This window comes from Clostridioides sp. GD02404 (genome assembly GCF_045898275.1).
In the GTDB taxonomy this organism is placed as follows: Bacteria; Bacillota; Clostridia; order Peptostreptococcales; family Peptostreptococcaceae; genus Clostridioides; species Clostridioides difficile_A.
On record NZ_JBJOCA010000003.1, the window covers coordinates 161,788 to 186,009 of the forward strand.

The window sequence follows — 24,222 nt, forward strand, 5'->3', positions numbered from 1 at the left end:
TTGTCCCTATATCATTTTTCAATCCCATCAAGACTAAAAAAATTAAATGTCCTTAAATGTCCATTTTGTGATATTATATCACAAAACGGACAATATTTTTCATATTATTATAATATATTTAGATTTTTATCCAAAAAACTAAGCTTTTATTTTTATGTTATCTTTAGGAAGTAACTTTTCTAAGTTATTTATAAATTCATCGCATATACAGGTCAATACTCCTGTCATTTTATACGCTTTACGCTTACCATTTATATTTTCATCCATAGGATATAGGTATATACTATCATTACCTGGATGTTGTTTAGCTATTTCTACAATATTATTGGTTGTATCTGTGTCAGACATACTATCTATTTTCAAATACAATTTTTTACCACTTTCTGGTTTAATGTTTTGTATACTTTTAGTTCTTCCTGAATTGTAGCTTCTAGTTGCAAAATCAGTGCTATCGTTTATATCTTTTATTTCTCTAGCTATAAGTTTTGCATTTTCGCCTTCTTTTATACTTAATGTTCCTTTTACATAGATTATATTATCTTCATTTAAAATGACATTGTATTTTTGTAATAATTGAGGAAAAACTACTATTTCTATAGCACCATACAAATCTTCTAATTCAATAAATGCCATAATTTCATTTCTCTTTGTAGTTTTTATAGTTTTATTCACAATCATTCCGCCCATTATGGCATCTGTTTCATTCATTTGTATATATGCTTCTTCGTCCTCTTTTAATGAATTTAATTTTCCATTATCTATAGATGTCTTTTCTTGCAACTCTTTTTCAAATTGTGATAAAGGATGTCCACTTACATACATTCCCAGCACTTCCTTTTCAAGGTTAAGTTTCTCTCTTTCCTCATACTCTTGCCTTTTAGGTAAACTATATATTTGTTGAAAATCATTATCTTCTTCACTATCTCCAAAAGCATCAAATAGAGAAATTTGACCTTGAACATTTTTCTTTCTATCCATAGATACACTTTCTAATAAGCTTTCATAACCAACCATTAAGCTAGCTCTATTTTCACTTATATTATCAAAAGCCCCACATTTTATTAGACTTTCTATTACTCTTTTATTTGTATCTTTTTGGTCTAATCTTTTAACTAAATCTACTAAATCTACAAATAATCCATTAGATTCTCTTTCATCAATTATGTTGTTTATTATGTTTACACCAACATTCTTTACAGCAGCTAGGCCAAACCTTATATTATTCCCTTCAACTGAAAACTTTGAAAAACTTTTATTTATATCTGGAGGTAATACATCTATTTCTAATGCTTTACATTCTCTTATATACTCAACTACCTTGTCAGTATTTCCCATAACACTTGTTATTAATGCTGCCATAAATTCAACTGGATAATATGTTTTTAGATAAGCTGTCTCATATGCTAAAACTCCATATGCTGCTGCATGTGATTTATTAAATGCATAACGAGCAAAGTCTATCATATCATCGAATATTTTATTAGCTATTTCTTCTTCTACGCCATTTCTTATACAGCCTGCAATTTCTATGTTACCATCCTCGTCAAACTTACCATGAATAAAATACTGTCTTTCTTCTTCCATTACATCCATCTTTTTCTTACTCATGGCTCTTCTAACTAAGTCACTTCGACCATAACTATAACCGCCCAAATCTCTAACAACCTGCATAACTTGCTCTTGATACACCAAACAACCATAGGTTACTTCCATTATAGGCTTTAGTTTTTCATGTAGGTATGTTACATCTTTTGGATTACTTTTATTTTTTATATATGCAGGTATAGAGTCCATTGGACCTGGTCTAAATAGAGATATTCCTGCTACAATATCTTCAAAGTTGTCTGGTCTTAGTTGCTTAATAAAGCTTCTCATACCAGCACTCTCCAACTGGAATACTCCTAATGTATTTCCAGATGAAAGCATCTCATATACCTTTGGGTCATCATAATCCATCTTTGAAAAGTCTATTTTTTCTGTATAATTTTTTATAACTCTATTTTTTTCTATTAGGTCAAGAGTATCTCTTATAACTGTCAGCGTTCTTAATCCAAGAAAGTCCATCTTTAAAAGACCAAGTTCTTCAAGTGTCGTCATAGTAAATTGTGTTGTTATTGCATCTTGATGTTTATATAAAGGCACATACTCATCCACAGGGTTTTTTGATATAACTACTCCTGCCGCATGAGTAGAAGCATGTCTTAGCATTCCTTCTATCTGTTTAGATATATTTATTATCTCTTTTGTTTCAGGGTCTTGGTCATACAATTCTTTAAGATTAGGATTTGTATCTAGAGCTTTATCTATTGTCATTCCTAAAGCAAAAGGAATTTCTTTAGCTATCTTGTCAACTTTATTGTAGCCTATATCTAACACTCTACCGACATCTCTTATTGCAGCTTTTGCACCCATTGTCCCAAAAGTTATTATTTGTGCGACATGGTCATCACCATATTTTCTCTTTACATAATCTATAACTTCTTCTCTTCTCTCATAACAAAAGTCTATATCTATATCTGGCATAGATATACGTTCTGGATTTAAAAAACGTTCAAACAAGAGAGAATATTTTATTGGGTCTATATCAGTTATCTTAAGTGTATAAGCCACTATTGAGCCTGCTGCACTACCTCTACCTGGACCTACTATAATATTATTTTCTTTAGAGAAATTTATGAAATCCCATACAATTAAGAAGTACTCCACATAACCCATTTTTTCAATTACATCTAATTCATAATTTAACCTCTCTAATACCTCATCACTAGGACTATCATATCTCTCTTTTAATCCATTAAAACATAACTCCCTTAAGTAAGTTTCTGGTGTATATCCTTTTGGAACATCATACTTAGGAAGATGTATAGTATTAAAATCAAACTCTACATTACACATGTCAGCTATTTTCGTAGTGTTGTCAATAGCTTCTAATGCATATGGAAATAGTTCTTCCATTTCTTCTCTTGATTTCAAATAAAACTCATCACTACCAAATCTCATTCTATTTGGGTCATTTAATGTTTTTCCCATTTGAATACACATAAGTACATCGTGTATCTTTGAATCTTCCTTATTTACATAGTGAACATCATTAGTTGCAACCAGTGGAATACCAGTCTCTTTTGATAACTTCACTAGTCCAGAATTTACTTCTTTTTGCTCAGGCAAATTATGGTCTTGAATCTCCAAAAAGAAATTTTCTTCTCCAAATATATCTCTGTAATCAATAGCAAATTGTTTTGCCTTATCATAATTTCTATTCATTAAAGCACGTGCTACATCTCCTGCAAGACATGCAGAAAGTGCTATAATCCCTTTATTGTGTCTTTTAAGTTCTTCCATGTCAACTCTAGGCTTATAATAAAAGCCTTCTACATATGAAGTTGAAACTATTTTTATTAAATTTTTATAACCTTCTATATTTTTAGCTAATAGGACTAAATGTCCTTGATATTTATCATAGTTTGGGTCTTTATCTCTAAGCCCACGTGCAGCTGTGTAAACTTCACACCCTATAATTGGCTTTATTCCTTCTTCCATAGCTGTTTTGTAGAAATCTATAACACCAAACATACAACCATGGTCAGTGATAGCTATTGAGCTCATATTTAACTCCTTAGCTCTTTTTATAAGTTTTTTCACCCTCGAAAATCCATCAAGTAAACTATACTCAGTATGTACATGAAGATGAGCAAAATCTTTGTTCATTAAATCACCTCCTGTTTTATAAATTTAATTTTACCACAAATATATGTCTTAAAACAAAAACAGAGACTTTTATCTCAAAATAGGGATTAACTTCAACATATCCCATTATATGTTAAAAATTAATACTTATTCTGAGATTGTCCCCTCATTTTATTACAACGATTTTTTTCTCAAATCTGTCGCGATTTCCTCTATTTTTCTAAGTCTATGATTTACACCAGATTTTCCTATTGGTGGCTCTAACATCTCTCCAAGTTCTTTGAGAGTCATGTCCTCATACTCAATTCTAATCTTAGCTATTTCTTGTAGATTTTCTGGCAAACTGCTAATTCCTATAGTTTCTTGTATGAACTTAATATTTTCCACTTGTCTTACTGCTGCATTTACTGTTTTAGAAAGGTTAGCTGTCTCACAATTTACTATCCTGTTTACATTATTTCTCATTTCTTTTACTATTTTAGTATTTTGGAGACTTAAAAGAGCGTGGTGTCCTCCTATAATACTCAGCAAATCAGATATTTGCTCACTTTCTTTAATATAAACAACATGATTATTTTTTCTAGCCACAATTTTACTATTAAAACCTAAAGAGTTTATAAGTTCTTTTAAAGAATCTGCAAACTCCTCATTGTTAGTCACAAATTCCATATGATAGTTCTTTTCTGGGTCACTTATAGAACCTCCGCCAAGAAAAGCACCTCTTATGAAAGCTCTTTTACACCCTTCGTGTTTAATTAAGTTATCTGGTATTTTGTTTATAGTAAAAAATCCTTCTTTATCTTCAAGTATACCTAATTTTTTTAATAATATTTCTGAACCCATTTCACTCGTTACCATTAATACATAACTGTTATTTCTCTTCAACATTTGATTCTTATTTACAGAGATTGTAGTATTAATATTAAAATTCTTTTTTAATAACTTAAATACTTTTCGGGCTATCGAATTTAATTCAGTTGTTATCTTTAGATTTAGCTTTTTATATCCAACGATTTGTATACTTCCCCCTGATTTGACTAAAGCTGATAATTCAGCTATATTACAACATTCATTCTCAGATACAATTCTCGCTAGTTCATTTTTGGTTTCAGTTGAAAAAGACATCTCTATCACCTATTAACTAATTTTTCTTTAACCTTTTTTTTATTTCTTGTAAAGCAACCTTTATTATCTCCTTTTCATCATCGTACCTAGCTAGGTCTACTACTCTATCTAGATGGATAAATTTGGCATCAATAAAGCCTTCCTCTTTTTGTGGAATAGTATCCATATTCTTTGCTTGCATCAAATACCAAAAAACTGTTTTATGAACTGCTCTGTTTTCATCCCAGTTTTCTTTGAATGTATAATGTATTTCACCTAAATATTTCAATATATCTGCCTTTACTCCAGTTTCTTCACTTACTTCACGTAATGCTGCCTCTTGGTTATTTTCCCCTTCTTCTACTTTTCCTTTGGGTAGCACCCAATCTCCATTGAACTTCCTTAGTAAAAGAATCGTATTGCCAAACAGGACTACACCACCAGCACTAACCTCTTCTCTCATCGATGTTCACTCCTTAAAACTAACATAATGATAAGGATTTCTACACAATTTTTTAAAATCCTTTTTTACTAACTTTTGTTGTAATTATGATTTAGGGCTAACTCAATAACTATGTTAGATATATACTTTGCATCATGTCTTATATAATTATTTTTTATTTCAATTAAATTCTTTTCTACAGTTCTTATACCCATATCTTTTAATTTATCTTTTTGCTTTTTATCTAGCAAAACTTGTTCTGCTCCATCTTGTCTATATAAGTTGAGCATTTCCTCAGGTAATATTTCATTATTTGCTATTACATAATCTATCAAATTTTCATCAGTATGCTTTACTATAGCCTCAACATGTTCTAATACATTATAACCTTCTGTCTCGCCTGGTTGAGTCATTATATTTGATATATATACTTTTGGAGCTAAAGACGATTTAATGGCATCTACAATCCCATCTACAAGCAAATTTGGTATTATACTTGTATATAGGCTTCCAGGACCCATGATTATAATATCAGCATCATAAATAGAAGCAATAACATCCTTTAATGGTTTTACATCTTTTGGATTTAAGAAAATTTTGTCAATAGAGCTTTTCTGACTTTTTGATTCTTTAGGTATGCTAGATTCTCCATTTATTATGTTGCCATTCTCCAATTTCGCGACCAAGTTTACATCTTCTAAAGTTACTGGCAAAACTCTTCCTGTTATAGCAAAAATCTCACTTAATTTATATACAGCTTTTTCAAAGTTTCCATATAATCCATTCATAGCAGCTAAAAATAGATTTCCAAAACTCTGACCTTTCAGAAGACCTTCTGTAAACCTATATTGCATGACTTCATTCATTGTTGGTTCTATATTTGCAAGTGCTAATAGACAGTTTCTTATATCTCCTGGTGGTAGCATCCCTAAGTCTTCTCTCAGTACACCTGAACCTCCACCATCATCAGCAACAGTAACAATCGCAGTTATATTCTGTGTAGTATGTTTAAGACCTCTTAAAAATACTGACTGACCAGTACCTCCACCTATCACAACCACATTTGGGTCTCTATTTTCAACAATAGACCTTTGAAATAATTTTACTTTTTCATTCTTTGCTTTCTTATATATAAATAACGATACAATTAATGCAATCCAACCTAAAATTCCTACAATAATAAGTAATTTAGCCATGTTTGCCTCCATTATCGTAACATAGAGTCTCTGTGTTTCTTTACAACCCTATATCCTTTATTAGATAAATCCTCCGCTATAAGATTTGTTATAGTAACTGACCTATGTCTTCCACCTGTACATCCAACACCAATTACTAAATGTTGTTTTCCTTCCTCTATATATTGAGGCACTAAAAAATGAATCATATCTAAAAGTTTTATATAAAATTCTTCACTTATTTTAGAATTCATAACATAGTCTCTAACTTCTTTATCATCACCCGTTTTAGACCTTAATTCTTCAATATAATAGGGATTTGGAAGAAATCTTACATCGAATACTAAATCTGCATCAGCAAGTATACCATGTTTAAATCCAAAAGATACTACAGATATTGTTAAGTTTGGATTATCTTCACCAGAAGAATATATTTTCTTTATTTCTTCTTTAAGGTCTTTTGGCTTCATATTAGTTGTATCAATTATACAAGTGGATAATTCCTTTAAAGGCTCCATTATTTTTCTTTCCATTTTTATACCTTCTGGAATCTGCATATCTTTTGCCAATGGATGATTTCTTCTTGTCATTTTATATCTTTTTAACAATACATCATCATTGCAATCCAAATATACCATTTCATATTCATAATTTTCTTTTTCTAAGTAATTTAAGCTTTCATGAAGAGCTTCAAAAAACTTTCTTCCTCTTATATCTATACCTAGAGCAACTTTATCAATACTTGAATTCGGCTGATAACATAATTCTGCAAATTTAGTTATCAAAGCAGGAGGTAGATTATCTACACAATAAAATCCCATATCCTCTAAAGCTCTCATTGTCTCACTTTTTCCAGATCCTGAAAGACCTGTAACTATAACAAATTTCATTGCTAACTCCTCCCTTTTATCTTATGTTTATTCTATTATAATGTTTTCTACTAATGATACATCTAGATTAGAATCAAATATAGTCTTTATAGCCAGTTCAAAGTCACCAACTCTTTGTGGACAATGTGCATCTGAGCCTATTACAAATGTATTTTTTAACTCTTTTATCTTGTTTAACTGATTCACATTTAAAAAAGAATGGCTACTATTTATTTCAAGTCTAGTATCTGTCTTTTTTGCTATCTTTGCTACTTCTTCTATATAAACATCGCCTTTATCTCCAGGATGAGTAATTATAAAAATATCATTATTACTCATTGCATTTATTACAGCTTTTGTATTATATTCTTTTGCTTTTTCAGTTTTGAATACATAATTATTACAATGATTTAATAGACTTTTGAATGATGTTGGAGTAGAACCAAAATGATATCCAGCCATAATATAATCAAATTCTTTAATAAATTTATCTTCCATATCTATATTGCCTTTATCATCTAATATGTTACATTCCATACCCAAGAGTATATTTATATCACCATATTTATCATTCAAATAGTTTACTTCTTCTCTCATTTTAAGAATATCTTTTTTCTTTACACCATATGCAATATGCTTATAACTATGGTCTGATATCCCTATTGTCTTTATTCCTTTAGAAATGGCCACCTTTACATTGTCTTCAATAGTCCCTTTTCCATGACTATATAATGTATGTGTATGATAATCAGCCAGTATTTTCATTTGTTAATCCTCTCCAAGTATTTTGACTTCTTCTTCCAACATAACCCCAAACTTGGCATATACAGCACTTTTTATAACATATATTAAATCTAAGATATCTTTAGCATTTGCTTCTCCTCTATTAACTACAAATCCGCAATGCTTCTCAGACACTTGTGCTCCTCTCAAAGTAAGACCTCTTAATCCAGTTTCTTCTATTAATTTACCTGCAAAATATCCTGTTGGTCTTTTAAATGTACTTCCTGCACTAGCAAAATTTAATGGTTGTTTAGTTATTCTTCTTGTTGCCAAATCGTCCATTAAACTTTTTATTTCATCATAATTGCCTTTTTGCAATTCTAATTCTGCGGATAAAGCTATATAGCCATTTTTTGATATTATGCTTTTTCTATACCCAAATTCCATCTGTTCATTTGATAATTCAAATATATTTCCTTCCATATCCATCAATTTTACTGACTTTACTATATCCTTCATTTCACCACCATATGCTCCAGCATTCATGGCTAATGCTCCTCCCAATGTTCCAGGTATTCCTGATGCAAATTCAAATCCTTTTAATTCCTGCTTTTGAAGAGCTTTACCTAAAACTGATAATAAAACTCCTGACTGAGCAATCATCCTAGTATCATTTATCTCATAAGAATTGAAATTATCTGCCAATTCTATTACAACGCCTCTTATTCCACCATCTTTAATTAAAATATTTGAGCCATTTCCAATTATTAAATATGGAATTGATTCCTTTTTCACCAAAAGAAGTACATTTTTTAATTGCTCTTCTGTTCTAGGTCTAACCAATATATCTGCTGGTCCTCCTACTCTAAATGAAATATGCTTTTTCATAGGTTCATCAACCTTTATATCATCTTTACTTAATATATTTAATAAATTTTCATATATATCTTGATTATTCATTGTATTTCCTCCCAAATTATACTGAACTTTAGCTGTCATTCTTATTTAAATTACATTAATATATAGTATTAACTATATTCAATAATATATGATTTTGCTTATCATATGGATTTTATATTTTAAGTTTCTTAATTACAAACTATATTCAATAAATATATAATAAATTAAAAAAAAAAAAATAACAACATATAAAAGAATATAAATAATTTAAAAAAAGCATCAATATCACTGATATCAATGCTTTAAAAGGCAATTTAATTCGTATTATTTATCTAACTATTTTTAACATAGCAAAGATAATAAATTCCTCCAACTATTATGGAACCCCCAACGATATTTCCAAGTGTTACAAATACTAAATTAGTTATGAATTGAACCATAGTTATATTTGCTCCTAATACCATCCCCATTGGTATAAAAAACATGTTTGCAACGCTATGTTGGAATCCACATAACACAAATAACATTATTACTGTCCAGCATGAACCTAACTTTGAAATTACATCTTGTGACGCTGTAGCCATCCATACAGCTAAAACTACTAGAACATTACAAAGTATTCCTTTTAAAAACATGGAAACCATAGTTGAATTAACTTTAGCTTCTGCCACAGCTATAGCTTTTGTAGCTACATCCCCTGTCAATGTAGAAGAATAAAATAAAATTGCTACTAACAAAACTGAACCTACTAAATTTGCAAAATAAACCAGTCCCCAGTTTCTTAACATTTTTCCTAATGTTATTTTTTTATCCATAAGTGGAATAATCATTAAAGTATTTCCAGTGAATAACTCTGCTCCTGCTACCACTACAAGCATAAGACCTACTGGAAATATCATAGCACTTAAAAAACTAGCTACCCCTGGGTCTATCTTAGCAAAAGTCTGACTAACTATCATACTTCCCAATGCCCCTAACCCTATAAATGCTCCTCCAAATAAACCTAATAAAATTGCATTTTGTGTTGAAATATTCGCTTTTTTGATGCCAGCACTTATTGTTGCTTGTGCTGTTTCCCCAGGTGTCAAGAATCCTTTACTCATAAATCCTTCCCCCTTAAAAATTATACTTTTCCTTGTCTTTTTATGGCAATAATTATATAATAACAATATGATATATAATAAATTTTATTAACATAAAAAATATACTATATGCATATATATAGCTGTCTCATATAATTATACTATTTATTATATACCAACTTTGTTAATTTCGAAATAATTTATATTGAATTTGAAAAATTTACCTCTCGATTATTTATTTTACTTTTTTATTGTTGAGGTATTATATATAATAGATATATGTTTGTGTTATTATATATAATTACTTATTTTAATAAATATTTGAAGGAGGAAAGTTTATGTTTGATATATCATTTTTCGAAATGTCAATATATGAAATAGCAGTTACTACAATATATATAATTAATTTCATGGTTATACTGAACCTTATCTTTAGGGAAAAAAGAAACATAAATACAACTCTAACATGGCTTCTTATATTAGTGTTAATCCCTGCACTTGGATTCATACTTTATATAGCTTTTGGTAGAAACATTTCAAAAAACAATATGTTTAGATTAAAAGAAAAGGACGATAAGATAATCAAAAGTAACATACTAGATACTCAGGTAAAGTTACAATCTACTTCTGAAATTGATTCAGATATACATCAACATAAGGATATGATTTATGCATTAGCTAACTCAAATAATGCTCATTATACCAATAATAACGATGTGTGGATTTATGCTGAGTCTAGTCAATTTTTTAACAGTCTTCTTGAAGAACTTAAAAAGGCTAAAAAATATATAAACATACAATTTTACATTTTCAAAGATGACAAAATCGGAACTGAAATAATCGACATTCTAGTAGCTAAAGCTAAAGAAGGTGTCGAGGTAAGACTTTTATTTGACGCCGTTGGTGGTAGAACACTAAAGAATAGTACACTTTCTAGGCTTAAAGAAAGTGGTGTTAAGGTTGGAAGTTTCTTTCCATCATTCTTAAAAATCGTAAACTTTAACTTAAACTATAGAAATCACCGAAAAATTGTTGTCATTGATGGTAAAGTAGGATTTGTAGGTGGATATAATGTTGGTGATGAGTATTTAGGTAGAAATCCAAAATTTGGTCTATGGAGAGATACACATACCAAACTTACTGGTGATTGTGTAATTGACCTAAATATGAGATTTATACTTGATTGGAGATACACAACTAAAGAAGATTTAGACTTAGAGAAGTACTTTATAGAAGAAGAAACAAACTCTAATCATCCTTCTGAAAATATTGGGATTCAGATAGTATCAAGTGGTCCAGATATATCAGAACTTGACGAAATTAAATATGGTTACCTTAAAATGATTCAGAAAGCTAGAAAGTATATATATATACAGAGTCCTTATTTAATACTTGATGCAACATTTATAGATACTTTAAAAATAGCTTGTTTATCTGGTGTTGATGTAAGAATTATGATTCCTTCTAAACCTGACCATCCTTTTGTATACTGGGCATCATATTCATATGCTGGAGAACTTTTAAACTTTGGAGCTAAAATTTATACTTATGGTCAAAATGCATTTTTACATGCTAAGACGATAGTTATAGATGACTCTATCTGCTCTATAGGAACAGCCAATATGGATATAAGAAGTTTCGAACTTAATTTTGAAGTAAATGCATTTATGTATTCTTCAAAAAAAGCACTGGAACAAAGAATTATATTTGAAAATGATATTTTAAATTCAAAAGAAATAACATTAGATATATATAATTCTAGGTCTACTTATATAAAAATCAAGGAATCAATTTCTAGACTATTATCAGCAGTTTTATAAATCTTTTATTTTATAAAAATTTTACATTTCGGTTTATTTTTTAAAGTTTTTTATATATATTATTTTTTTTTTATTGAATTTAGTTCATTTTTTTTATTTTTTTTAACTATTCTGAATTATTTTATATTATAATAGACTAGTATAGTTTTTATTTTTGATAGGTAACTTTTTTGCATTGTTTTTATGAATAAAGAAATTGTTGTATATTGTTCTTTCTTTATTGTTTTGGTTTTGTTCACCAACATAAGGTTGGGGTCAACTCATGGTTAATTATTTTTTGAGAAATAATAACTTTAAAAAGAAAAGGGGGATTTGTTATGTGCGATTTTATTTCACACAACAAGCAATTATTTGACGAACTAGATATATTTATTGACTCTCTTGCAACAAAAGAAGGTGCGTTAATACAAGTTCTACATGAAGCACAAGGTATATTTGGATATCTTCCAAAAGAAGTTCAGCTTCATGTTGCTAGAAAACTTGGAGTAGCTCCTGCAAAGGTATATGGGGTTGTTACATTCTATTCTTATTTTACTACAGAACCTGTAGGTAAGTATAAAATCAGTGTCTGTCTAGGTACTGTATGTTTTGTAAAAGGTGCTGATAAAATATTAAGTGCTTTTGAAAAACAACTTGGTATAAAAGTTGGAGAAACTACTAGTGATTTTAAATTTTCTTTAGAAGGTTTAAGATGTTTGGGGGCATGTGGTTTAGCTCCAGTTGTTACTGTAAATGGTAAAGTTTATGGTAAGGTGAAACCTGACCAAGTAAGTGAAATATTAGATACTTATAGAGAATTAGAATTGAATTGTTAAGAGGGGTGAATAAATAATGCGTAAAGTAAATTCATTTGATGAATTAAAAGTTTTAGCTGATGAGCTGAAACCTAATCTTAGCTTAAGAAAAAATTATTCTAAGGAAAATGTATTAAGAAGAGAATTACTTGTTTGTTGTGATACTGGATGTACATCTTCAAACAGTATGGAAATAGTTAGTGAATTAGAAAATGAAATAAAAAAATCAGGAATCCAAGACAAAGTTACTGTTCGTTTGACAGGTTGTTTTGGCTTCTGTGCTCAAGGTCCTATCGTAAAAGTTTATCCTGATAACGTTTTCTATGTAAAGGTTGAACCATCAGATGCTGAAAAGATAGTTCAAAGTCACTTAATTAGAAATACAGTTGTTGAGGAATTATTATATGAAGAAGAATCTTTAAGCAAAAAAGTAGAAGAACAAGAAGAAATGTCTTTCTACAAAAAACAGTTACGTATAGCTTTAAAAAACTGTGGACTTATTGACCCAGATAGCATAGAAGAATATATTGCCAATGATGGTTATTTAGCTCTAGGCAAATGTTTAACTTCTCTTACTCCTCAAGAAGTTATTGCAGAAGTAAAAACTTCTGGTCTTCGTGGTAGAGGTGGTGCTGGTTTCCCTACTGGCTCTAAATGGGAAGCTGCTTCAAAAAATCCTGCTGGTCCAACAGATAAAAAATTTGTTGTTTGTAATGCTGACGAAGGTGACCCAGGTGCATTTATGGATAGATCAGTACTTGAAGGTGACCCTCACAGTGTACTAGAAGCTATGGCAATATGCGGATATGCTATAGGCTCTGATACAGGTTACATATACATAAGAGCAGAATATCCAAAATCTATAGAAAGATTAAAAGTAGCTATAGCTCAAGCTGAAAAATACGGTTTACTTGGTGAAAATATATTAGGTACTGGATTTAACTTTAAACTAGAATTAAAATACGGTGCAGGAGCTTTCGTTTGTGGTGAAGGTACAGCTCTAATGCATTCAATTGAAGGTAGACGTGGTGAACCTAGAATGAAGACTTATAGTTCTTCTAAGAGTGGTTTATGGAAATCTCCTACTTGCTTAAACAATGTTGAAACTTTTGCCAACATACCAGCAATCATACTGAATGGCGGAAGCTGGTTTGCTAACTTAGGTACTGAAGATTCTAGTGGTACTAAAGTCTTTGCTCTTGGTGGAAAAGTTGAAAATGTAGGGCTTGTTGAAGTTCCAATGGGGACTACTTTAAGAGATATTGTATTTGAAATTGGTGGAGGAATCCCTGAAGGCAAACAATTCAAGGCAGTTCAGACAGGTGGTCCATCTGGTGGATGTATACCAACTGAGCATTTGGACATCCCTATAGACTTTGGTTCATTAAGCTCTATAGGTTCAATGATGGGTTCTGGTGGTATGCTTGTTCTTGATGAATCTGACTGTATGGTAGATATAGCCAAGTTCTTCCTTGAGTTTACTGTTGAAGAATCTTGTGGTAAATGTACTCCTTGTCGTATAGGTACTACAAGATTATTAGAGATATTAACTAAAATTACAGAAGGTAATGGTACTCTACAAGATTTAGATGACCTAGAAAACCTTGCTGAAACTATACAAACTGCTTCATTATGTGGTCTTGGTAAAGCTGCTCCAAACCCTGTTTTAAGTACTCTTCAATATTTCAAAGATGAGTATATAGCTCATGTTGTAGATAAGAAATGTCCTGCTGGCAAATGTCAAAACTTACTTTCTTACTTTATAACAGATGCTTGTAAGGGTTGTACAAAATGTTCTAGAGTGTGTCCTGCTGGTTGTATAACAGGTTCTGTTAAGGAACAACATACAATAGATACTTCTAAGTGTCTAAAATGTGGTGCTTGTATAGATAATTGTACATTTAACGCTATAATCAAGAAATAACTTATTTGGAGGAGGAATAACAATGAGTTTAGTTAATTTAACTATTAATGGCAAACACGTTTCAGCACCTAGTGGAACTTCTATCTTAGATGCTGCGAAATTAATAAATATAAAAATACACAACCTTTGTCATTTACATATGAACGAAATAGATAAGCTTGACACTTGTGCTTCTTGTCGTGTTTGTATGGTTGAGACAGAGAGAGGCTTAGTTCCAGCTTGTGGAACAGTTATAAAGGAAGGTATGAGAGTTCAAACTAATAGTGCAAAAGCATTAAATGCTCGTAGAACTATTGTTGAATTATTGTTATCAGACCATCCACAAGATTGTTTTGTATGTGAAAAAAATGGAGATTGTGAATTACAGACTATAGCTGCCGATTTAGGAGTAAGAAAAATAAGATATCAAGGTTCTAAATCTTTTGCAGGTAAAGACACTTCTACTAAGTCTTTGGTTAAAGACCACTCTAAGTGTATATTATGTAGAAGATGTGAAACTGTATGTAATGATATACAAACAGTAGGAGCATTATCTGGAGTTAATCGTGGATTTAATACTTTAGTTAGTACATTCTTCAACTCTGATATGGTTGAGACAGAGTGTACATTCTGTGGTCAATGTATATCTGTCTGTCCAACTGGAGCGTTAACAGAAGTAGATAATGTACCTAAGCTTTGGGATGTTTTAAATAAAAAAGAAAAAACTATAGTAGTTCAAGTTGCTCCTGCTGTAAGAGTTGCAATTGGTGAAGAATTTGGATTAGAACCAGGTTCAATTTCTACAGGAAAAATGGTAGCTGCTTTAAAAGCACTTGGATTTGAACATGTATTTGATACCAACTTTGGTGCAGACTTTACTATCATGGAGGAGGCTACTGAATTTATAGAAAGAATCCAAAGTGGTGAAAATCTTCCTATATTGACTAGTTGTTGTCCTGCATGGGTAAACTTCTTAGAGCATAATTATCCAGATAAGTTAAATTTAGCATCTAGCTGTAAGTCTCCTCAAGGTATGTTTGGTTCTATAGCTAAAAATTACTATGCACCTAAAATATTAGGAATCAATCCTGAAGAGCTTTATGTTGTATCTGTAATGCCTTGTGTAGCTAAAAAATATGAAGCTTCAAGAGAAGAATTAAGTGAGTCTGGAATACTAGATGTTGACCTTTCTATCACTACTAGAGAATTAGCTAAAATGATAAAAGAAGCTGCTATCGATTTACCTAATCTTCAAGACCAAGATTTTGATAATCCTTTAGGAAAATCTACAGGTGCTGCATCTATATTTGGAGCAAGTGGTGGAGTTCTAGAAGCTGCTCTACGTACTTCATATGAAAAGATAACTAATAAGACTTTAGATAATGTAAACTTTACTAATGTTAGAGGTCTTAAAGGAATCAGAGAAGCAAGCATAGATGTTGATGGAACTACAGTTAATGTGTGTATTGTAAATACACTTAAAAATGCTAGAAAGATTATGGATAAGGTTAGAAGTGGAGAATGTAAATATCACATTATAGAAGTTATGGCATGTCCTGGTGGATGTGTTGGAGGTGCTGGTCAACCTTATCACCATGGTAATACTGAAATAGTTGATAGACGTGCAAATGCATTATATGAAATAGATAGAAATAAAGCTATTCGTAAATCTCATGAAAATCCTGATTTACAGGCTATTTATAAAGACTTCTTTGGAGACCCAAATAGTGATGTAGCTCATAAATACCTTCATACTCATTACTTCGATAAGAGTTGTATTTATGGAGAATGCCCACAAGAATGTGCTTGTGAGGAATCTAAATAAGCTCTAACAATTATAAAAATTAAGTGTTATTAAATAAAAGGATTGTCTTAAAATACTCTTAAGTACTTTAGGACAATCCTTATTAGTTTACTTTAATACAACTTCCTAGTCTTATATATTAATTAAAGAATTCCAGCCATTTTCATAAGTTGTTTTGCATTTGTAGTTTTACATCTTCCATCTTTTATCATATAGTCAAAATGAATTTTATCATCTACATAGTACTCTGAGAAATGATAGTTTACAACTTCAACATCTCCACTACCTGAAAGGTCACATAACTCAAAATCATGTGTTGTAACCATACTTATAACCCATGGTCTTGATAATTTCTTTACTGCCTCACTTGCTCCAATAATTCTATCAGCAGAGTTAGTTCCCTTAAAAATCTCATCCACTAAAACCAACATTGGTAATTCTTTTAAGCTATATTGAATCATTGATTTTATTCTAAGAATCTCAGCATAAAAAGTTGATATTCCTTGGCTTACATCATCTTGTATTCTCATAGATGTAAATATAGCCATACAAGTTGCATCAAAATTCTTAGCACATACTGGTCCTCCTGCATATGCTAATACTAAATTCACTCCTATACTTCTTAAAAATGTTGTTTTTCCAGACATATTTGAACCTGTAATAATACATGTCTGAGAATTTAATTGTATTGAATTTGCTATAACACTTTTTTCTGCTATTAATGGATGATATACTTCTTCAACTTTTAGCCTTGGAATGTCTTCATGTTTTATTACTGGAAAACATGTATTCTCCTTTACATGACCAATAACTGTTAAACTTATTATAGATTCAAATTCTCCAATAGATTCTAGCCAGCCTCTAATTTGATTTCCATACACACCTTTCCATCGTTCCAGTGATTCTGCACAATGATAATTCCACATAAGAACACCACAAGCAATTATATATAATATCTGATTATATCTTAAATTTACAGCATTTCCTATTGAATTTAGTTGTTTAATACCTTTTGAAACGCCACTTCCCTTAGAAAGTTTTTTTTGTAATTCTTTTAAATAATCACTCTCAAATGTCTCTTTTTCTAAAACCTCAAACATCTTTTCATATACTTGTATATTTCTACTAAATGAAAATAATGGTGAAAGAGTCTGCATAAGTCTCGTATGCCCAAAACCACTAAATCCCAGCTGTATTATGAAAAGTAGAAAAACAGGCAAAATAGGTAAAAAACCTAATGTAAAAAATATAAAAGATAGGATTGTAGCAGTAGGTAGACCCCAAGTAAAAATATGCATCCATTTTGGTATATATACATCCTTATTTTCTCCATACTCTATGAATGCTTCTATACTACTATCAGAATTATTTTTTTGCTCCTTACCAATTATATTACTCAGTGTTTGAATATGAATAGAAAAATCATCTTTTGATAAAAGTTCTTTTATTGCCATTTGTCTCTCTAAGATTATCTTCTCATCTGGATTTTCATTCCATAATGACTTAGCCAAAGACTTCTTACCATAAGATGTATTAGCCACACAGATATATTGATACAATGAAGCTCTTCCAAACAAATCTAAATCTTTTGCTTGTGAATTTTCATCTTCTAAGTATTCTTTACCATCTATTTTAAATTCTTTCCAGCCATCTCCAAATCGTTTTATATACTTGTCTATTACATCAATCTTACTTTTAAAATACATTTCTTCTTCTTTTACTTTATTATGAATAACTAAGAGTGCTATAAACGCTACAATCGCTACAACTCCAACAAAAACACCCACTATATTTTTATTGTAAAGTCCAATAGCAAATCCTACTATCACTATCAAAAAAGAGATTAATCTCGCTGTACTTATATTATTTGACTTTTTACTTAAGAGCAATTCTTTTTCAGTAGTACTTTCTAAAAGTTTACTAAAATAGTCTATTCCCATAAAAAATTCCAACTTTCTTGTTATATAATAAAATCCAAATATAAAATTAATCTAGTGCAGTTTTAATCTATTACTTTAAATTATCCTTATCTAATATATATTATTAATAAATATTAGATACAACTTAATTTTAATATCAGTCTGCACTACTTAGTATCAATTAATTTTGATAGTTTTTTAGTAAACTCTTGTGCTGCATCATATCCCATTCCTCTTTGTCTAAAATTCATTGCTGCTACTTCTAATATCATAGCAGTATTTCTTCCAGGCTTAACAGGTACAACTAGTTTCTCTACATTGACACCAAGTATCTCTTCATATTCTTTATCAAGCCCAAGTCTGTCATAATACTTAGTCTCATCCCAAGCTTCTAGATGAACTACTAAATCTATCATTTTAGAATTTTTAATTGCTCCTACTCCATATAGACTTCTAACATCTATTATCCCTATTCCTCTTATCTCAAGGAAATGTCTTATCAATTCAGGTGACTGTCCCATCAACATACTTTCATCCAGTTTTCTTATTTCCACAGCATCATCTGCAACTAGTCTATTTCCTCTTTGAATCAGTTCTAATGCTGTTTCTGACTTTCCTATGCTACTTTCACCTTTTATCAGTACACCTATTCCATAAATATCAACTAACACACCATGAATTGTTGTATGTGGTGCTAATTTATTATCCAAATAATTTGATAGTCTATTTATAAGTCTAGTTGTGTTTCTATTTGTACTCAAAAGTATTCTCTTATATTTTTTAGCTTTTTCAATTACATCTGGCTTGATTTCCAAGTCTCTAGAGATTATTAGAGCAGGTATTTCATATGAGAAAAATCTATCCAACACTTCTTCTCTAATAGTATTATCCATTAATCCAAAGAAATTATATTCTGTCTTCCCAACTATTTGTATTCTTTCATACGCAAAGTAATCAAAATATCCTGCAAACTGTAACCCTGGTCTATTTATATCTTGAGAGTAGACATAATAATCTACATCATCAGGCATGTACACTACTTTTAACTTCAAGTCTTTTATTATCTCTCTTATCGATACCTTATTGCTAGTTTCCATTAGTTTTCTTCCTTCCTAAAAAAATTATAAACATTATCTGCAATGCTTTTATTCATTCCCTCTACTTCTAAAAGTTCTTCCATAGTAGCTTTTTTTATAGCATCTACATCTTTGAAGTGATTTAATAATGATTTCTTTCTTTTTTCACCTATTCCTTGTATATCATCTAAGATAGATTTTGTCAAAGCTTTATTTCTTAAACTTCGATGATATGTTATTGCATAATTATGAACCTCTTCTTGTATACTAGCAATAAATCTATATAAATTGGTTGTTTTATCTAGCTCTATTTCTTTTCCTTTACATATCAATCCCTTGGTTCTATGCTTATCATCCTTGTACATTCCCCAAAGAGGTATATCTACATCATTAAGTTCTAATACTTTTTTTACTGCGCTAACTTGTCCTTTTCCACCATCCAATAATATCAAGTCAGGTAAATTTCCATGTTTTAATCGTCTATCTACAATTTCAGCCATAGAATCATAATCATTAGGTCCAATGACTGTTTTTATTTTATATCTTCTATATTCTTTTTTATCTTTTTTAGCATTTGTATATACTACCATAGAGCCAATCGAGTCTACGCCTTGTATATTTGATATGTCATAAGCCTCTATCCTTATTGGTAACTTTTCTAGATTTAATAGACGTTTTAATTCTTCTAATGCTCCAATACTCTTTTCATATTTTCTCTTATTCATATCAGAAAACTTTTCAAGATACTCTATAGCATTTTTTCTTACCATTTCAACTAAGCTTTTCTTTTCTCCTTTTTGTGGTACTCTTATAGTTACTTTTTGACCTTTTTTGGATGACAACCATTCCTCTAATATAGAACTATCTTCTATCTCATCTTCTATAATTAATTCTTTTGGTATATACTCTTGTTCATTGTAAAATTGTTTTACAAATGAACCTAATATAGAGGCTCTTGGGCTATCCATTACACCTTCTAATATAAAATGTTCCCTACCTACAATCTTACCATTTCTGATAAAAAATACCTGTACACAGGCTTCATTATGGGCTCTTGCCATTGCAACCACATCTTGATTTAAGTCACTTACATTAGTATCTATTTTCTGTTTCTGTATCATCTCTTCAAGACTCTTTATTTTATCTCTATATACCGCAGCTTCCTCAAATCTAAAATTCATAGAACTCTCATTCATTTTTTCCTTTAAAAGCTCCATCAATTTCTCTTCTTTACCAGATAAGCACATTATAATTTCTTCTATCATCTTTCCATATTCTTCCTTAGAAACATTTCCTGTACAAGGCCCTAGACATTTATTTATATGCAGATTTAAACAGGGTCTTGTTTTATTCTTTATCGCTTTTTCAATATCTATTTTACAACTTCTTATTGGATAGGTACTATTTATAAGTTCCAAAGTATCATTCACAGCAGTTATATTAGTATATGGTCCAAAATACTTTGCCTTATCTTTAAGAACTCTTCTAACCTTTAAGATTCTCGGATAATCTTCATTTGTAGTTACTTTGATATATGGATAAGTTTTATCATCTCTAAGTACTACATTATACTTAGGTCTGTATCTTTTTATTAGATTACATTCAAGTATTAATGCCTCCAACTCTGAATCCGTTATAATATACTCAAATTTATATATATTTTTAACCATAGATTTTACTTTAGATGTATGGTTTTTTGAAGATTGAAAATACTGCCTTACCCTATTTTTTAAAGATATGGCTTTTCCCACATATATTATATGGTCGTATTTATCTTTCATTAAATATACTCCGGGCTCAGAAGGTAATTTTTTTAAATGTTCTTGTATATCAAACATATAGCCCTCCAAAACATTAAATTTTATATTAAAATTATACCCTAAAATGTGAAATTTAAAAAGTTATACAGTTTCCAGTACTCTAAACAAGTTAAAGTCCATATCCCCCTTCCATAATTGATTTAAAAACAAACCTTATGAAGAGTAATATGGACTTTATTCTTTTATTGACTGCTTACAACTTATATTTAATTAGGTTCTAAAAGATATAATCAGCTTATACCTCTAATTTTAAAACTTATAACATTTTAGATGATTTAAGAAAAATATTTCTTTAAAAATTGACCAGTATAAGACCCATCAACTTTAGATACTTCTTTTGGTGTTCCAGTTGCAACTACAGTTCCACCTTTATCTCCACCTTCTGGTCCTAGGTCTATTACATAATCACAAGTCTTTATGACATCTAAATTATGTTCTATAACTATAATTGTATTTCCTGTATCTGCTAATCTTTGTAGCACTTGGATTAGCTTGTCTACATCTGCCATATGAAGTCCAGTAGTAGGCTCATCTAATATATACAATGTCTTTCCTGTTGGTCTTTTACTAAGCTCAGCAGCTAATTTTATACGTTGTGCTTCTCCTCCTGATAATTGAGTTGAAGGCTGACCTAATTTGATGTATGAAAGACCTACATCCATTAAAGTTTCTAATTTTCTTTTTATATTTGGTATGTTTTCGAAAAACTCAACAGCTTCTTCCACATTCATATCCAATATATCAGATATAGTTTTATCTTTGTATTTTACTTGTAGTGTTTCTCTATTATATCTTTCACCCTTACAAATTTCACAAGGAACATATACATCAGGTAAGAAATGCATTTCTATTTTTATTATTCCATCGCCCTTACAAGCTTCACATCTCCCACCTTTTACATTGAAACTAAATCTTCCTTTTTTATAACCTCTTGCCTTAGCTTCATTAGTTGCTGCAAAAATATCTCTTATAAAATCAAATACACCTGTATAAGTAGCAGGATTTGAACGAGGTGTTCTTCCAATTGGGCTTTGGTCTATATTTATAACTTTATCTATATTTTCAATTCCTTTTATTTCTTTATGTTTGCCAGCTCTTTGTTTAAGTCTATTTACTTTACTTGCTACACCTTTGTAAAGTATGTCATTTATTAGTGTACTTTTACCAGAGCCTGAAACACCTGTTATACAAGTAAACTTACCTAATGGGAATTTTATATCTATATTTTTTAGATTATTTTCTGATGCTTTAATTATTTCTATAAAATTTCCATTTCCTTCTCTAGTAGTCTCAGGAAGTAATATTTGTTTTTTACCACTTAGATACTGACCTGTTATTGAGTTTTCATTTTTAATTATTTCATCCAAAGTTCCTTGTGCAACTATCTCACCACCATGTATACCTGCACCTGGCCCAATATCTAAAACATAATCAGCCTCTCTCATTGTGTCTTCGTCATGCTCTACAACAATTAAGGTATTTCCTAGGTCTGTTAAGTGTCTAAGTGTACCTATAAGCCTATCATTGTCTCTTTGATGAAGTCCTATACTTGGTTCATCAAGTACATATAAAACCCCAACAAGTGCAGAACCTATTTGAGTTGCTAATCTTATACGTTGTGCTTCCCCTCCTGATAGAGTTCCAGCTTTTCTTGATAAATTCAAATAATCAAGACCTACATCTCTTAAGAACATAGCTCTTCCTTTTATTTCTTTTATAATCTCATGAGCTATAAATCTCTGTTTCTCTGTAAGGTTTATATTTTCCATAAAGTCAATCAATTCATTTACAGATAAGTTTGTAACTTCCATTATGTTTTTTCCATCAACTAAAACAGATAAAACTTCCTTTTTAAGTCTCATCCCTTTACATTTTGGACATGGTCTTTCTGCCATATATTCTTCAATCTTATCTCTCATGTACTCTGAGTTGGTTTCTCTATATCTTCTCTCTAAGTTTACTATTACACCTTCAAAATATGACTTATAATTTCTAGTTCCTCCAAATTTTGATTCATAAGTAAACTCTACAATTATATTGTCTTTACCATAAAGTAATTCCTCAACAAAATCCTCTGGTAAATCTTTAAATGGTGTTGTCAAAGATACATTAAAATGTTCTGCTAAGCTTTTTATCATTTTACTATAATAAGTATCATCATTAACACCAGTTGACCCCCATGCTGCAACTGCACCTTGTTTTATTGATAATTCTTTATTTGGTACTACTAATTCAGGGTCTACTTCTTTACTTTCTCCAAGACCATTACAAACATCACAAGCACCAAAAGGAGCATTAAATGAGAACATTCTTGGAGATAATTCTTCTATACCAATTCCATGTTCTGGGCATGCAAATTTAGTTGAAAAAAGAATTTCTTCTCCATCTATTATTTGAGCTATTACAAGACCATCTGATAACTTAACTGCAGTCTCAATCGAATCTGCCAATCTAGATTCAATTCCATCTTTAATTACTATTCTGTCTACCACAACTTCTATATTATGTTTTTGATTTTTATTCAGAACTATATCATCGCTAACTTCATAATTTTCACCATTAACTCTAACTCTTACAAATCCTTCTTTTTTGATATTATCAAAAACCTTTTTATGTGTACCTTTTTGACCTCTAACAATTGGTGAAAGTATTTGTAATTTCGTTCTATCTGGAAAATCTAGCATTTTATCAACTATTTCTTGGATAGTCATTTGACTTATTTTTTCACCACATGTAGGACAATATACATCTCCTACTCTTGCAAATAATAATCTTAAATAGTCATATATTTCAGTTACTGTTCCAACAGTAGAACGTGGGTTTTTTGAAGTAGTCTTCTGGTCGATTGATATAGCTGGTGATAACCCCTCAATATATTCTACATTTGGCTTTTCCATTTGACCTAAAAATTGTCTAGCATAGGCTGATAGACTCTCTACATATCTTCTTTGACCTTCTGCATATATTGTATCGAATGCCAAAGAAGACTTTCCAGAACCTGATAACCCTGTAAAAACAATAAATTTATCTCTTGGTAATTCTAAATCTACATTTTTTAAATTATGCTCTTTTGCTCCTCTTATTATAATTTTATCTTCCATAAT

The 24,222-nt window shown here is 30.4% G+C and carries 16 protein-coding genes; 4 read left to right on the top strand and 12 right to left on the bottom strand.

From position 1 onward, the window contains the following. Window positions 1-138 precede the first annotated feature (138 nt). From Q3287_RS03510 to Q3287_RS03545, 8 genes are all read right to left on the bottom strand, one after another. A complete protein-coding gene (locus Q3287_RS03510; RefSeq protein WP_054275750.1) occupies window positions 139-3,708 on the bottom strand; it encodes a DNA polymerase III subunit alpha in 3,570 nt (1,189 codons plus the stop codon). 153 nt (window positions 3,709-3,861) lie between these two features. Next, window positions 3,862-4,812 (bottom strand): DNA-binding protein WhiA, encoded by a 951-nt coding sequence (gene whiA / locus Q3287_RS03515; RefSeq protein WP_054271843.1) that lies wholly within the window; start codon window positions 4,810-4,812, stop codon window positions 3,862-3,864. A gap of 16 nt (window positions 4,813-4,828) precedes the next feature. Next, window positions 4,829-5,254: an NUDIX hydrolase gene (locus Q3287_RS03520; protein WP_003416968.1), complete on the bottom strand. Its 426-nt coding sequence runs from the start codon at window positions 5,252-5,254 to the stop codon at window positions 4,829-4,831. Window positions 5,255-5,322: 68 nt separating this feature from the next. Further along, entirely contained in the window at window positions 5,323-6,429 is a 1,107-nt protein-coding gene (gene yvcK, locus Q3287_RS03525; protein WP_161803422.1) for a gluconeogenesis factor YvcK family protein, read from the bottom strand. An 11-nt stretch (window positions 6,430-6,440) separates the two neighbouring features. Beyond that, the gene (rapZ, locus tag Q3287_RS03530; protein ID WP_054271845.1) at window positions 6,441-7,298 is read right to left on the bottom strand and encodes an RNase adapter RapZ; all 858 of its coding nucleotides are present in this window, start codon (window positions 7,296-7,298) and stop codon (window positions 6,441-6,443) included. Between the two features lie 27 nt (window positions 7,299-7,325). Beyond that, a complete protein-coding gene (locus Q3287_RS03535; RefSeq protein ID WP_054275752.1) occupies window positions 7,326-8,042 on the bottom strand; it encodes a PHP domain-containing protein in 717 nt (238 codons plus the stop codon). 3 nt (window positions 8,043-8,045) lie between these two features. Next, on the bottom strand, window positions 8,046-8,960 hold the full coding sequence (murB, locus tag Q3287_RS03540) for a UDP-N-acetylmuramate dehydrogenase (RefSeq protein ID WP_054271847.1): 915 nt from the start codon (window positions 8,958-8,960) through the stop codon (window positions 8,046-8,048). A 272-nt stretch (window positions 8,961-9,232) separates the two neighbouring features. Next, window positions 9,233-10,003: a formate/nitrite transporter family protein gene (locus Q3287_RS03545; protein WP_407963536.1), complete on the bottom strand. Its 771-nt coding sequence runs from the start codon at window positions 10,001-10,003 to the stop codon at window positions 9,233-9,235. 317 nt (window positions 10,004-10,320) lie between these two features. Here Q3287_RS03545 and cls point away from each other — a divergent pair, with 317 nt between their 5' ends. From cls to Q3287_RS03565, 4 genes are all read left to right on the top strand, one after another. Beyond that, the gene (gene cls / locus Q3287_RS03550) at window positions 10,321-11,802 is read left to right on the top strand and encodes a cardiolipin synthase (RefSeq protein WP_054271849.1); all 1,482 of its coding nucleotides are present in this window, start codon (window positions 10,321-10,323) and stop codon (window positions 11,800-11,802) included. Window positions 11,803-12,119: 317 nt separating this feature from the next. After that, entirely contained in the window at window positions 12,120-12,617 is a 498-nt protein-coding gene (locus Q3287_RS03555) for an NAD(P)H-dependent oxidoreductase subunit E (protein ID WP_003416946.1), read from the top strand. Between the two features lie 16 nt (window positions 12,618-12,633). Further along, window positions 12,634-14,520: an NADH-quinone oxidoreductase subunit NuoF gene (locus tag Q3287_RS03560; protein ID WP_054271850.1), complete on the top strand. Its 1,887-nt coding sequence runs from the start codon at window positions 12,634-12,636 to the stop codon at window positions 14,518-14,520. Between the two features lie 22 nt (window positions 14,521-14,542). Next, window positions 14,543-16,324: an NADH-dependent [FeFe] hydrogenase, group A6 gene (locus tag Q3287_RS03565; protein ID WP_054271851.1), complete on the top strand. Its 1,782-nt coding sequence runs from the start codon at window positions 14,543-14,545 to the stop codon at window positions 16,322-16,324. Between the two features lie 122 nt (window positions 16,325-16,446). On the opposite strand, the gene Q3287_RS03570 is transcribed toward Q3287_RS03565, so the two are convergent. The 4 genes from Q3287_RS03570 to uvrA form a co-directional block, all read right to left on the bottom strand. Further along, a complete protein-coding gene (locus Q3287_RS03570) occupies window positions 16,447-18,243 on the bottom strand; it encodes a MutS-related protein (RefSeq protein WP_407963537.1) in 1,797 nt (598 codons plus the stop codon). A 146-nt stretch (window positions 18,244-18,389) separates the two neighbouring features. Next, window positions 18,390-19,319 (bottom strand): HPr(Ser) kinase/phosphatase, encoded by a 930-nt coding sequence (gene hprK, locus Q3287_RS03575; RefSeq protein ID WP_054271853.1) that lies wholly within the window; start codon window positions 19,317-19,319, stop codon window positions 18,390-18,392. After that, entirely contained in the window at window positions 19,319-21,136 is a 1,818-nt protein-coding gene (gene uvrC / locus Q3287_RS03580; protein ID WP_054275754.1) for an excinuclease ABC subunit UvrC, read from the bottom strand. The genes hprK and uvrC overlap by 1 nt, the downstream gene beginning before the upstream one ends. Before the next feature lie 257 nt (window positions 21,137-21,393). Next, window positions 21,394-24,219: an excinuclease ABC subunit UvrA gene (gene uvrA / locus Q3287_RS03585; protein WP_407963538.1), complete on the bottom strand. Its 2,826-nt coding sequence runs from the start codon at window positions 24,217-24,219 to the stop codon at window positions 21,394-21,396. Between the last annotated feature and the right edge of the window lie 3 nt (window positions 24,220-24,222).